The organism is Parageobacillus thermantarcticus, from assembly GCF_900111865.1.
Taxonomy (GTDB): Bacteria; Bacillota; Bacilli; order Bacillales; family Anoxybacillaceae; genus Parageobacillus; species Parageobacillus thermantarcticus.
Genome location: NZ_FOJS01000035.1, coordinates 15,153 through 28,941, shown reverse-complemented (window position 1 = coordinate 28,941; position 13,789 = coordinate 15,153). Strand labels below are relative to the sequence as shown.

12 protein-coding genes and 2 pseudogenes are annotated in these 13,789 nt (G+C 43.5%); 10 read left to right on the top strand and 4 right to left on the bottom strand.

Annotation, left to right across the window (positions count from 1 at the left end; translation table 11 throughout):
* The 5 genes and pseudogenes from BM278_RS18395 to BM278_RS18825 all read left to right on the top strand — a co-directional run.
* Positions 1 to 156 (top strand): annotated as a pseudogene (locus BM278_RS18395) (IS982 family transposase); the annotation flags it as partial.
* Positions 157 to 177: 21 nt separating this feature from the next.
* A pseudogene (locus BM278_RS13930) lies at positions 178 to 360 on the top strand (dihydroxyacetone kinase subunit DhaK); the annotation flags it as partial.
* A gap of 20 nt (positions 361 to 380) precedes the next feature.
* Positions 381 to 995, top strand: coding sequence for a dihydroxyacetone kinase subunit DhaL (dhaL, locus tag BM278_RS13925; RefSeq protein WP_090950804.1), 615 nt, complete (start codon positions 381 to 383; stop codon positions 993 to 995).
* Positions 996 to 1,010: 15 nt separating this feature from the next.
* Positions 1,011 to 1,403 (top strand): dihydroxyacetone kinase phosphoryl donor subunit DhaM, encoded by a 393-nt coding sequence (gene dhaM, locus BM278_RS13920; RefSeq protein WP_090950802.1) that lies wholly within the window; start codon positions 1,011 to 1,013, stop codon positions 1,401 to 1,403.
* Between the two features lie 187 nt (positions 1,404 to 1,590).
* On the top strand, positions 1,591 to 1,758 hold the full coding sequence (locus tag BM278_RS18825; protein ID WP_167359640.1) for a hypothetical protein: 168 nt from the start codon (positions 1,591 to 1,593) through the stop codon (positions 1,756 to 1,758).
* A 36-nt stretch (positions 1,759 to 1,794) separates the two neighbouring features.
* Here the strand turns inward: BM278_RS18825 and gltC are convergent, their stop codons facing one another.
* Complete coding sequence (gene gltC / locus BM278_RS13915; protein WP_090950799.1) at positions 1,795 to 2,697, bottom strand: glutamate biosynthesis transcriptional regulator GltC; 903 nt, start codon at positions 2,695 to 2,697, stop codon at positions 1,795 to 1,797.
* Positions 2,698 to 2,820: 123 nt separating this feature from the next.
* Here gltC and gltB point away from each other — a divergent pair, with 123 nt between their 5' ends.
* From gltB to BM278_RS13890, 5 genes are all read left to right on the top strand, one after another.
* The gene (gene gltB, locus BM278_RS13910) at positions 2,821 to 7,383 is read left to right on the top strand and encodes a glutamate synthase large subunit (protein ID WP_090950797.1); all 4,563 of its coding nucleotides are present in this window, start codon (positions 2,821 to 2,823) and stop codon (positions 7,381 to 7,383) included.
* Positions 7,384 to 7,429: 46 nt separating this feature from the next.
* Complete coding sequence (locus tag BM278_RS13905) at positions 7,430 to 8,911, top strand: glutamate synthase subunit beta (protein ID WP_090950794.1); 1,482 nt, start codon at positions 7,430 to 7,432, stop codon at positions 8,909 to 8,911.
* A 46-nt stretch (positions 8,912 to 8,957) separates the two neighbouring features.
* Positions 8,958 to 9,293 (top strand): hypothetical protein, encoded by a 336-nt coding sequence (locus tag BM278_RS13900; RefSeq protein WP_244151178.1) that lies wholly within the window; start codon positions 8,958 to 8,960, stop codon positions 9,291 to 9,293.
* Between the two features lie 61 nt (positions 9,294 to 9,354).
* Positions 9,355 to 9,738, top strand: a complete 384-nt coding sequence (locus BM278_RS13895) for a hypothetical protein (RefSeq protein WP_090950791.1) — start codon at positions 9,355 to 9,357, stop codon at positions 9,736 to 9,738.
* Complete coding sequence (locus BM278_RS13890) at positions 9,739 to 10,158, top strand: DUF6884 domain-containing protein (RefSeq protein ID WP_090950787.1); 420 nt, start codon at positions 9,739 to 9,741, stop codon at positions 10,156 to 10,158. It begins immediately after the preceding gene.
* A gap of 414 nt (positions 10,159 to 10,572) precedes the next feature.
* Here the strand turns inward: BM278_RS13890 and BM278_RS19310 are convergent, their stop codons facing one another.
* From BM278_RS19310 to BM278_RS13870, 3 genes are all read right to left on the bottom strand, one after another.
* Entirely contained in the window at positions 10,573 to 11,031 is a 459-nt protein-coding gene (locus tag BM278_RS19310) for a hypothetical protein (protein ID WP_244151177.1), read from the bottom strand.
* 449 nt (positions 11,032 to 11,480) lie between these two features.
* Positions 11,481 to 12,164, bottom strand: a complete 684-nt coding sequence (locus BM278_RS13875) for a hypothetical protein (RefSeq protein WP_090950782.1) — start codon at positions 12,162 to 12,164, stop codon at positions 11,481 to 11,483.
* A 64-nt stretch (positions 12,165 to 12,228) separates the two neighbouring features.
* A complete protein-coding gene (locus tag BM278_RS13870; protein ID WP_244151176.1) occupies positions 12,229 to 13,782 on the bottom strand; it encodes a T7SS effector LXG polymorphic toxin in 1,554 nt (517 codons plus the stop codon).
* Positions 13,783 to 13,789: the final 7 nt, after the last annotated feature.

The window sequence follows — 13,789 nt, the reverse complement described above, 5'->3', positions numbered from 1 at the left end:
CAAAAACGCAAAGTGATCGAGACGGTGTTCTCGGTTCTGGTTGACCAATACCGGATCACAGAGATTCGAGCGAATTCCATGATCGGATTTGAAGTAGCGCTCGACGGCATATTGTTAGCCTATTCGCTGGTCACACTAGGGCTAGTTGAGTTCTAACGCTCAACTAGCACCACGGGTATTGTAAATAAAAAAGTATCAGAAATGTTGAAGGAAAAACAAATTCATGTCCATGAAACATTTATAGGGGAATATATGACCTCACTGGAAATGGCGGGATGTTCAATATCGCTGTTCAAATTGGATGATTCCTTGATCGAATTGTTAGATGCGCCTGCGGATACGATCGCGTTGAAAAAATAAAAGGGAGAGGAGAAATTATCATGGCGTTTGGCGTAGAACAGGCAAAACGATGGATGAGCATCATAAACGATAACATTCAACAACAAAAAGAACATTTAACGGAGCTCGATCAAGCGATCGGCGACGGCGACCATGGGCTAAATATGGCGCGGGGATTTCAAGAAGTAGTTGAAAAAATTGCTTCGGCCAATTACGAAGATCTCGGCTCGCTTTTTAAAGACGTAAGCATGACGCTAATCGCGAAAGTAGGGGGTGCTTCAGGGCCGCTATACGGTACTGCTTTTTTGAAAATGTCGCTAGCGCTCGCGGGAAAAAAGGAAGCGGATGACAAAGAGATGGTCGCAGCGTTAGAAGCGGCGCTAGATGGAATCAAAGCGCGCGGAAAAGCAAACGTCGGCGAGAAAACGATGGTGGACGTATGGGAACCGGTCATGGAATTTTTGCGGGAAAAAGGAAGCATGCAAGCGAAAGAAGCAGCGCTGCTTGCGAAAGAAAAAATGGAACATACAAAAGAACTCGAGGCGAAAAAAGGGCGTGCCGCTTATTTGGGATCACGTTCGGTTGGCCACATCGATCCGGGTTCGGCTTCTTCGTATTTGTTGTTTGCCGCTTTAGCGGAAGCGCTGGAAGGATAAAGGAGAGATCGATTCATGAAGTATGTCAGCCTTGTATTAATTTCGCACAGTGAGGAAATCGTAAACGGTTTAAAAAAACTATTAAATCAAGTCCAGCCCGATGTCAGCATCGCCGTTGCCGGGGGAAACGACGGAGAGATCGGGACGAACACTTTCCGCATCAAAGAAGCGATAGAATCCGTTTATTCGGAAAAAGGGGTTGTTATTCTGTTCGACCTTGGAAGCGCTTTGATGAACGCGGAATTGGCGATCGAGATGCTAGAGAAAACGGACCGCATCGCCATTGCTGATGCTCCGTTGGTGGAAGGAGCGTATATCGCCGCCGTGGAAGCGGGATTGGGCAAATCGCTCGATGAAGTCGTCCGCGCGTGCGAACAGGCGAAACAGATGGTGAAGGTGGAGCGCTAGACGCAAGATATTGCGGCTATTATAAATATGGGAAAAGTGGCCGACTTTTGAAGAACTCGAAAACCTCAAAGCAGCTGATATCAAAGTGGGGATTTTGCAAAGCATTGGTGCTCAGAAATCATTATGATTTCTGGGTTTATTTTTTAGAAACGGTTATTTAGATACATTATCTGTTGCTGTTGATGATATGAATGCAAAACAACAAGGCGATACAGTATCTGTCACCGCTGTGATTACGGCAGAGGAAAGGAAAAACGACGGAATTTCTTATGCAAAATATAAACTGAATTATGAGATTGGTTATGAAAATGATGAATTGAAAATATTAACCGGAAAAGGAGAAAAAATAAAATGACGACGGTACCCCTTTCCGTCCGGGCACCGTCTTTTTTTACTGAAACCGCTCCAACTGGGCGAAAAAGTCTTTCACAAATCGATAAAATACTTTGACCGACGGCGCCAGTTCGTGATGGTCGGAGATGATAATGCCGACGTTTCGCTTCACTTGCGGCATTTCAATCGGCACTTTGACGGCAAAGCGCAACACCGTTTCATAAAAGGCGCTTTCTGGAAGAAGAGTGACGCCGATTCCTGCCGAGACAAGCCCTTTGATCGCGTCCAAATCTTCTCCTTCTGACGAGATGACAGGGGAAAATCCGGCTTGATGGCACGCGTCAAGGACAATTTGATGCAAAATGTACCCTTCAGGAAACGTGACGAACGGATCGTTGCGCAGTTCGTTTAATACTAAACTGCTTCGTTTGGCAAGCGGATGATTGCTTGGCAGAAGGGCGGCGAACGATTCGGAAAATAAAACCTCTCCCTTAATCCCTGTTTCTCCGACGGGAACAGGCCCGAGAAACGCCAAGTCGATTTCCCGGTTTTTCACGGCGTCGATTAAGTAGCGGTAGGAGCCTTGCCGCAGATGAAACGCCACGTTTGGGTGCTCTTCTTTAAAGGCGGAGATGACCATCGGCATCGTATGGCTTGCGAGGCTCGTCGGAAAGCCGATTTTGATCGTTCCGCGTTCCGGGTCTAAATATTCCTCAATTTGCTGTTTGGCGTAGTCGATTGCTTTTAGCGCTGTCTCGACATGCGGCAAAAAGTGGCGGCCAATCGGGGTCAGTTTCACATTTCTCCCCTCCCGCTCAAACAGCTGCACGCCAAGTTCTGCTTCTAAATTAGCGATTTGTCTGCTAATGGCAGATTGCGCGACGTGAAGAGCTTCCGCCGCCTCGGAAACATGCTCCCGTTTGGCGACTTCTAAAAAATATTGGAGTTGTCTTAGCTCCATTTTTCCCCCTCCCTGCTATTTATCGCAAAATGAGATTAATTTAATCTAAATTATATATTGTTTATATTATTTTTGAAAATTACAATTATATGTACGGAGCAAATGGAACGGGAGGGAAGCAAAATGAAACATTATGGACTACCAAAAGCGCAAGGACTTTACCGCCCTGAATTTGAGCATGACGCGTGTGGCATCGGCTTTTATGCTCATTTAAAAGGAAAGCCGTCCCACGATATTATAAAAAAAGGTCTTCATATGCTTCGCCAGCTTGAACATCGCGGCGGACAAGGAAGTGATCCGCAAACGGGCGATGGCGCAGGAATAATGGTGCAAATTCCGCACGAATATTTTAAAGTGGCGTGCGGAAAAATGAAGCTTCCGCCAAAAGGACGCTACGGCGTCGGCATGGTCTTTTTGCCGGAAGATGAGGAAAGACGGACGTATTATGAAACAGAGTTTAATAAAATTGTTGAAAAAGAGGGGCAGACGCTGTTAGGATGGCGTACTGTGCCTGTAAATATCGAAAAACTCGGAAAACTCGCAAAGCAAAGCAAACCGTTTATCCGCCAAGTGTTTATTGGAGCAAGCGACGATATTCAAGACGAACTTGCATTTGAACGGAAATTGTATGTCATTCGCAAGCAAGCGGAAAAGCTTGTCCAAAATAATGAATGTTACTTCGCCAGCCTCTCGAGCCGGACGATTGTATATAAAGGATTGCTTACGCCTGAACAATTGGATGAATTTTACGTTGATTTGCAGGACGAACGGTTTCAATCGGCGTTTGCTCTCGTGCATTCGCGCTTCAGCACAAACACGTTCCCAAGTTGGGAAAGAGCGCATCCGAACCGTTATTTAATTCACAACGGTGAAATCAACACGCTAAGAGGAAACGTTAACTGGATGATGGCGCGGGAGAAGCAGTTCGTATCCGAACTTTTCGGTGAGGACTTGAAAAAAATTACGCCGATTTTAGATATGAACGGCAGTGACTCGTCCATTTTAGATAATGCGTTTGAATTTTTCGTCTTAGCTGGGAAAAAATTGGCGCATGCGGCGATGATGCTCATTCCGGAACCGTGGTTCTGGGACAACGAAATGGACGACGACAAAAAAGCGTTTTACGAATACCACAGTTGCTTAATGGAGCCTTGGGACGGACCGACAGCGATTTCGTTTACGGACGGGAAACAGATCGGTGCGATTTTGGACCGCAACGGGTTGCGGCCGGCGCGCTATTATGTGACAAAAGACGATTATATTATTTTCTCGTCGGAAGTCGGCGTCATTGATGTCGATCCGAACAACGTGCTATATAAGGAACGGCTAAGCCCGGGGAAAATGCTTTTAGTCGACTTAGAACAAGGCCGGATCATTTCCGATGAGGAAATTAAACAAGAAATCGCCAAAGAAAAGCCGTATCGCAAATGGTTGAACGAACAAATGATGACGCTAGACGAGCTCGATATTCCAGAAGATACGGAACCTATCGAAAATCTCGTCACATTGCAAAAAGCGTTCGGCTATACGTATGAAGATGTGGAAAAAACGATCGTCGCGATGGTGAAGGAAGGGAAAGATCCGACTGGTGCGATGGGCAATGACGCGCCGCTCGCGGTGCTGTCAGACCGCCCGCAAAGCTTGTTTAACTATTTTAAACAGCTGTTTGCCCAAGTTACTAACCCGCCGATTGACGCGATTCGCGAATATGTTGTGACATCGACGATGACGCTTCTTGGAAAAGAAGGAAACATTCTTCATCCGGATGCATCGGCAGCCCGCCGTATTCGCTTAGATACGCCGATTCTTTCCAATGAAGAACTTGCTGCGTTAAAGACGAACCCGTATCCTGAGTTTAAATGTGCGACGATTCCGACATTATTTACCGACGATTTGAAACAAGCGCTTGACGAAATGTTTGAAAAAGCGGAAAAGGCGATGGAAAACGGCGCGGTGCTTCTTGTGCTGTCTGACCGAGGTGTCGACGAACAGCATATCGCCATTCCGACGCTGCTTGCTACAAGCGCGCTTCATCAACATCTTGTTCGAAAAGGAACGCGCACAAACGTAAGCATCATTGTCGAATGCGGCGAAGCACGGGAAGTGCATCATTTTGCCGCTTTAATCGGATACGGCGCAGATGCGGTAAATCCGTACTTAGCGCTCGAAACGATTCGCAATGCGACGGAAAACGGAGTTCTTTCGCTTTCCTATCGCGAAGCGGTGAACAAATATAAAAAGGTCGTTACCGATGGCGTCGTCAAAGTGATGTCGAAAATGGGAATTTCCACGGTGCAAAGCTACCGCGGCGCGCAAATTTTCGAGGCGGTCGGCATCGGTGAGGAAGTGATCGAACAATATTTCACAGGCACAGCATCGCAAATCGGCGGCATCGGTTTAGCCGAAATTGCCAAAGAAGCGAAAATGCGCCATACAGCCGCATTCCAAACGGCGTACAAAGACAATACATTAGACCCTGGCAGCGAGCTGCAATGGAGACGGAACGGAGAGCATCACGCGTTCAATCCGAAAACGATCCATTTGCTTCAATGGGCGTGCCGGAAAAACGATTACCAGCTTTATAAAGAATATTCAAAACTAGCAAATGAAGAACGTATGACGTTTTTGCGAAATTTGTTTGATTTTGATGAGACGAGAACTCCGGTTCCGATTGAGGAAGTCGAGCCGGTTGAATCGATCGTGCGCCGCTTTAAAACAGGAGCGATGTCCTACGGTTCATTGAGCAAAGAAGCGCATGAAGCATTGGCGATTGCGATGAACCGCATCGGCGGAAAAAGCAACAGCGGCGAGGGAGGAGAAGACCCGAGCCGTTACGTGCCGGATGAAAACGGAGATTTGCGCAGAAGCGCGATTAAGCAGATCGCTTCCGGCCGCTTTGGCGTAAAAAGCCATTATTTAGTCAACGCTGATGAATTGCAAATCAAAATGGCGCAAGGGGCAAAACCAGGCGAAGGCGGACAGCTGCCTGCCAATAAAGTATATCCGTGGATTGGAAAAGTGCGCGGATCTACGCCTGGGGTGGAATTGATTTCACCTCCTCCGCACCATGATATTTATTCGATTGAAGACTTGGCGCAACTTATTTACGATTTGAAAAACGCCAATAGAGACGCGCGCATCAGCGTGAAGCTCGTTTCAAAAGCAGGCGTCGGTACGATCGCTGCTGGAGTCGCGAAAGGAAACGCCGATGTTATTGTTATCAGCGGCTATGAAGGCGGAACAGGAGCGTCGCCAAAAACGAGCATTAAGCATGCCGGTCTTCCGTGGGAGCTTGGCCTTGCGGAGACGCACCAAACGTTAATGTTAAACGGCTTGCGTGACCGCGTTGTGCTTGAAACGGATGGAAAATTAATGACTGGACGCGATGTCGTGATGGCCGCATTGTTTGGTGCTGAAGAATTCGGGTTCGCGACAGCCCCGCTTGTCGTTTTAGGCTGTGTGATGATGCGGGCGTGCCATCTTGATACATGCCCGGTTGGCGTGGCGACGCAAAATCCAGAACTGCGCAAAAAGTTTATGGGAAAACCGGAGCACGTGATCAACTTTATGTATTTTGTCGCCCAAGAAGTGCGTGAAATTATGGCGCGTCTCGGCTTCCGCACGGTAGACGAAATGGTCGGAAGGGTCGACGTCTTAAAAGTGAGCGAGCGCGCGAAAAAACATTGGAAAGCGAAACATTTGGATTTATCGCGTTTGCTTTACCAAGTGGATGGCCCACGGACGTTTGCTCGTCCGCAGCAGCATAAAATCGAACAAACGCTGGATTACACTGAAATCTTGCCGGCGGTGGCGCCTGCGTTAGAGCGGAAAGAAAAAGTTGAACTTCATCTTCCGATTCGAAACGTTCATCGCGCCGTCGGAACGATTACGGGAAGCGAAATATCGAAACGATACGGTGAAGAAGGGCTTCCGGAAGACACGATTCGCCTCCATTTCACAGGTTCCGCTGGACAAAGCTTTGCCGCTTTTGTGCCAAAAGGAATGACGATGACGCTTGTCGGCGACGCGAACGATTATATCGGCAAAGGGCTTTCCGGCGGAAAAGTGATTGTCCGTCCACCAGAAGAAGCGGCGTTCGCTTCTGCGGATAACGTCATTATCGGCAATGTCGCTTTCTATGGAGCAACCGGCGGAGAAGCATATATCCGCGGGCGCGCCGGCGAACGGTTCTGCGTAAGAAACAGCGGCGTGAATGCGGTAGTAGAAGGCGTCGGCGACCACGGTTGTGAGTATATGACAGGTGGGCGTGTCGTGATTCTCGGTTCCGTCGGGAAAAACTTCGCGGCAGGAATGTCCGGAGGAATCGCCTATGTATTGTCTGATGATGAAGGCAAATGGCAAAGAACAGCAAATAAAGAATTAGTGCTGTTTGAACGTCTTGAAAACGAAGAAGAGATCAACGAAGTGCGTCGCATGATTGAAAGACATTATCAATATACTGGAAGCGGAAAAGCTGCTCACATATTGGCGCACTGGGATGAGTACATCGGAAAATTTGTGAAAGTCATTCCGAGAAACTATAAATTGATGATCGAAACGATCAAAGCGATGGAACAATCCGGGCTTTCTCAAGACGAGGCGATGATGGCCGCCTTTGAAGCGGTGGCGAAACGAAAAAAAGCCGCGGTAAACGAATCATTCGCATTGCAAGCGGTCGCTAAATAAGCGATCGCTTCCTCGTTCATTTTTTCGCAAAAAGGAGGGTGAGACAATGGGGAAAATCACCGGATTTATGGAATATGCGCGCGAAGAAGAAACAAAACGTGACCCGCTTTCTCGCCTGGAGGATTGGAAAGAATATACGTTTCCGTTTTCGGATGAAGTACTCGCAAGACAAGGAGCCCGTTGCATGGATTGCGGAACTCCGTTTTGCCATATGGGACTTGAATTGAACGGTTTAACATCGGGCTGCCCGATCCATAATTTAATCCCGGAATGGAACGACTTAGTTTACCGGGGCCGATGGAAAGAGGCGCTTGAGCGGCTTCTGAAAACGAACAACTTCCCGGAATTCACCGGGCGGGTTTGCCCGGCGCCATGCGAAGGTTCCTGTACGGTGGCGATTTCCGACCCGGCTGTCGCCATCAAAGGCATCGAGCGGGCGATTATTGATAAAGGATTTGCCGAAGGCTGGATTCAGCCGCGAATTCCGCAAAAACGAACAGGGAAAAAAGTGGCGATCGTCGGATCCGGCCCTGCCGGCCTCGCCTGTGCCGACCAGTTGAACCAAGCAGGTCATTCGGTGACGGTGTACGAGCGGGCCGACCGCGTCGGCGGGCTATTAATGTATGGCATTCCGAATATGAAGCTGGAAAAAGAAGTTGTCGAGCGGAGAGTGCGGCTTTTAGAACAAGAAGGGATTACGTTTATCACCAATACAGAAGTCGGAAAAGACATCACCGCCGAAGAACTACGTTCCCAATATGACGCCGTCGTATTATGCATCGGCGCGCAGAAGCATCGCGATCTTGTGATTGAAGGAAGAGAGCTTGAGGGCGTTCATTTTGCGATGGATTATTTAACAGGTGTGACAAAAAGCTTGCTTGACTCGAACTTTGCCGACGGCAACTTCATTGACGCGAAAGATAAACGCGTCATCGTGATCGGCGGCGGCGATACAGGAGCGGACTGTGTAGCGACTGCTTTGCGGCAAGGATGCAAAAGCGTCGTGCAGTTTGGCAAGCACCCGGCTCTGCCGCACGAACGCCGGGAAGATAACCCGTGGCCGCAATACCCGCTTGTATTTACGCTTGATTACGCCTATGAAGAAGCGAAAGCGAAATTCGGCGACGACCCGCGACAATATTGCATTCAGACGAAAAAAATCGTCGGCGACGAACACGGCCGCGTGAAAGAATTACACACGATCCAGATGGAAAAAATCATCGACGAAAACGGAAAAGCGGTGTTTAAAGAAATTCCGGGCACTGAACAAGTTTGGCCGTGCGATTTAGTCTTTATCGCCATCGGCTTTGAAGGGCCGGAACAGCCGATTTTGCAGCAATTCGGCGTCGAAACAGTCAACAACAAAGTTAAAGCGCCGTACGGCAAATACACGACAAACGTCGAAGGAGTATTTGCAGCTGGAGACGCCCGCAGAGGTCAAAGTTTAATCGTTTGGGCGATTCACGAAGGTCGGGAAGCGGCACGAGAAGTCGACCGCTTCTTGATGGGCACGACAAATTTGCCGTAATGACGAATTCCTCTTGAAAACCATTCGTTTTCAAGAGGAATTTTTTATGGAAAAAGCGAATATAAATATAGTCTGTATAATTGGTAAAGATGATGATATGGGCAAAAGCGACTTTAAATCATTTCTGGGCGGAAAGGTAGATATTTTTTCTCGTGGAACTTTTCAGCAACTCACTTTTCTAATTATCTTTTCCCCTCTTTTTACAAGTATATTTAAGGAAAACGTTTTGCTTTATGCCATTTTTGTTTTATTCATTACAATTAGTAATTTGGGTGTGGAGTATTTTGCTATAACAAAAAAAGGACCTAGTCCTAAGAATTATATAGGGTTGTTTTTGTTTATTAGTCTTCCTGTCAATATTATAATTTTGTTGATTTTTTGAATGACTGGAATTGTTTTCATTACAAAAATAGCAAAAGATGTAGAAGAAAGGATTGAAAGATATGGAAGATGTATTAGTTTCGTCATTAGAAGAAGTATTAGAGAATGTAAAACAATTTAATAAAGATTTGCAACATGAAACAGATATTGTTCAGCAACTAACACAGTTCAAACATTGGTATTATATTTCTGATTTGCAAGCTTTTGGTCCGAGTAAATATATAGGATATAAAGATATGAATACCATCAAATATGCGAGAGGAAAGGGAAAAACGGGAATAGATACAGAAAAAGTGCTGAAACAATGGTTTGTCAAGCTTCCGAAAGAGTCTATCCGCAGCCAAGAATTGATGAGCGAGCTTGAAAAATTGCTTGAGCAGCATGGAAAGAAAGTGCGCCGTGATGCGGTTATTCATGTGTTAAAGGAAGAAGGAGGAATGAAATAAATGAAAATCGCGCTAATTAGTTGTACGAAAAAAAAGAGAAGCTATCGTTGTGTGGCAAAGGAAATGTATGAACCGTCTTCTTTATTTACCAAAGCGGTAGCATTTGTTGAGAAAAAAGGATATGACGATTGGTTTATTCTTTCCGCTAAATATGGATTGCTTCCAAAAGATATAGTCATTGATCCGTATGATGTGACGCTCAATCAAATGAAAGCATCAGAAATAAAGGCATGGTCGGAGAAAGTGTTTCAACAACTAAAAGCAATTCATCCAACAGAAATCGACTTTTTCGCCGGCAAAAAATATCGGCACTATCTCATACCAATGCTTGAAAGTCAAGGAATAAGATGCCGAGTACCGTTGCAAGGCATGAAAATCGGCGAGCAACTGGAGTTTTATAATAAAGCGCTAAATGAATAATTATCTGCTTTTTTATCAAACGGAATTCTCACCAAAAACATTTATCATAGCGGGAGGAAAAAACATTGAGAATATGACATTAGGATAGATAAAAAAATTCTTTTATCGTTTCATCAATTTTTTGAAAATATTCTTGAAAAGACACAGGGACAATAAAGATTTTATTCTTCTCAATCTTTTCATAGTCGATATGCCAAATAAACGATTTGCTTGGAAGAAAAAAAGCCACTTGGTCCAAAACGGATCTATTTTTCACATAATCGGATTCCATAAAAGCGAAATTGTTTAATTCCTGGCCATTGTCAAGAAAATCCTGTAAAAATAAACGCATCGTGGACGGGACTTTTTCATCTTGTATCGCTTCAAGAAGAACTTCCGGTTCTGATGTATGAAGCTCATCAAACAGCTTACTGTTTATTCCATAGGCAAGATATCTTCGGGCTTCTTTCTTCTAGGATTTGAAGCAAAAAAGTGGCCAAGCAAGTTCAAAAATCCTTTTTGAGGATCATGAAAGGAAAAGGAATGTTCGTTTCCTTTCACATGTTGAACTAAAGTTTTGGAATCATGGACACGGTGCAGCAGCAATACGTGTCTTTTTTTCACATCCACGCATCGAACTTTTTCTCTGGACTGTACTAGCAGATGAATTAAATTTTCTAATCCTGAAACTAATAAAGATTCTCTTGTCACATCTAAATAGCCTTTCTGATGCAGCAGCTGCTCGACTTCACGGATGAAACGTTTTTCTTCTTCTTCATTTTCTACTAAAGTAGCGTCGTTTAATATTTGGTTGGCTATTTCGCTGTATCCGCATAAAGCCAGAGCAGAAACTAATTCGTTCATCGATAAAGCAACGGTTCCATTTGTACTCATGTGATCGCATCTCCTTCAAAAGTATTCTCTTATAGACAATAAATGCAATTGCCATCCCAATCCGCTCTTTTTTCTCTCTCTTTTTTGTGATAGAACGAATAACTTGATTTATACTGATTGGCTCAAAGAAATAACAAGCAGGCAAAAAGAGCAAAATAAATAGGAGCTCAAAACCAATAACAAACGTTTCGATTGCTATATGACTGCTTCATACCAATGATTTTTGTTTATAAAAAAGGGGAAAATGATTAATAGTACAACGAAATTGCCTTGTAACAAGAACTTTAACCCTCTTTTTAAAGAAAATTTTTTCTTTTTCGTTTTTTTGTGTGAATTAACTTTTTGTTTCAATTCAGAGCTTGGAAACAATGCCTTCATTATATACGTATCCCCTTTAACAGAGATGGTGGGGTAAAACTAATTGGATATGATGTCAAAAACTTTGTATTTCAGTTAAAAACACCAACAACCATAAAAAATTGCCATACTACGAGAAGAAGAAATAAAATAGCAAACAGCTTGTTCAGCAATAATGGCATACGGGATAAAATTTGTTGAATATAATAACAAAAACCAAGCATAAATAATCCACAATACTTATAAAAATAATCTAATACACTTTTTGGTTTAGCTTTGACAGCTGCATCATAATAAAAAAAGACAAGACGTTGGAAAAGGACAGATATTAATGCGAACATTATATTAGATGCTAGCCAAAATTGTACATAAGTACTAGGGTAAGGAATGTTGGCTGGGAGAAAAATTAAAGAAACTAGGGTAAAAATGATAAATGCAATAGCCATCCCCACCCATTCATTTCTTTTCCGTTTTTTTGTTATAGCCTGAATGATGCGATGTATGCTCAGTGTTGGTAGGTTAGGGACAAAGCAAGAGGGAAGAAACAGTAAAATAAAGAAAAGTTCAAAACCAGAGAAAAACGTGGAAAAGGTTACAAATGCATTATTTGTCCACTGATTTTTGTTGATTAGAAATAGAAATATAATGAATAAGAGAAAAAGGTGACTTTGCAAAAAGAAGCGAATGCCTCTTTTCAACGAAAATATTTCCGTTTCTTTATTTACTGGTGAGTTTGATTGTTGTTTGGCTTGAGAATGTGGAAGTCCATTTCCCATGGTATATATCTCCTTTTTGTTATCAATTATCATCTATTTGACAGTTATGACTAGCTTTCTGTCCTTAATTGAAAAAGTCTACAATAAATTTTTTTGCATTTGAAAATGAATTAGATATTGCTTCGTTTGCACTATCCCAAAACTCTTCAATATCTTCAACACGCTCTTCAACCCATCGACCAGCTGTTTCTCCCCAGTCTTTTACAGTATCTTCAACAAACAACGAGCCAACAAAGCCGACCGTTGCGCCGATAGCACCGCCGATAAAAGTTCCTACACCAGGAGCGACCATTGATCCTATCAGTGCCCCAGTAGACGTTAATGCTGCGACACCTGCGTCAAGCCCTAATCCTGCTATAAACCTTCCAGTCTTTTCGAACATAGACTTGTTTTGATTCGTGTCACTAAAAAATTCGCCACTGTTTGTAATAACTGAGAAAAAGACAGCTATATACGGAATTTTAAATTGTGTGGCTGTTTTGCTAACGTCTATTTGAACTTTATATTGCTTTATTAAATTTTTATCAAAAGCCAGTATTTTATGATGTTGTTCTACAATTTTCCCAAAACTGATTTTATTTGTTTTTGAATGCAAACCGATAAGCTCACGTAAAACACCGCTTGGAGTATTGTGATATTTTGCTAAAGCTCTTTTAATGATATTGTTAGAGTTTTTATCTCCTTTTTCTAATAATTGGTAGATTCTTTCTGCAAGCTTTGATTCGTATTTTTTATTTGCTCCTTTTACCCATGTTGGTGATGCTTTAATAATAAAATTTCCTTTTCCATCTTTTGATAAAGTTAATAAACCGGTACGGAGAACGTGAACTGCAAGTAATCCTTTTGCAACACTAAGCCCGCCGTTGAATTTGCCAAGGGAATCCAGCCAGTCAGCGACGGCGCCTACAAAAGTGGAATCTCCCTCTTGTACAGACAGTTCAATCGCCTCATCAATCATTTTTTTGAACGTATCTGTTTCGGAAATGTAATTTTCGATTTCTTTTATTTGTTCTTTACTTAAGAAAACGCTGCCTTTTGTCCATTCGTGCAGTTTCTGGGTGAATGAACGAATTTGGGCAAGCTGTTCTTGCATCGATGTTAGACTGTGAGAGATGTTTTCATCAAGTTGTGCTAGCGCATCGACAGTTATATGAGCATGGTTTTTTGCTGATATCATTGAGTTCTGAAAAGACAAAATTTGAACGGGAATGCCATGAACCAAATCTGCCACGTTGAAAAAATATTGATTGATGCTATTGACTGTTTCCTCAGTAAAGTTTTCTAACTTATTAAGATTTGTTTTTACTTCTGTTTCGATAAATTGTTCGCTTATAAAACCGTTATTTGTTTCAAAATGTTCGATCCTAGTTAAAATGTCTTTTAGGATGTCTAAATACTGATGAAGAAATTGATGCAGCAGAAGAATGGCAGGAATATGCAAAGTAGCAAAGTGTTCTTTAATCGCTTCACCGCCTTCCCCCTTTAAAGCATCGTCTAAACGGATAATTTTGTTTACAGCATCGCGAACAGCAAGAATTTGTTCTTTTTCTTGCTGTTTTTGACGGATCAATTGATTGATTTCATGTGAAACTTCCGCTACTTTTAATACCCTCATCATCTTGACT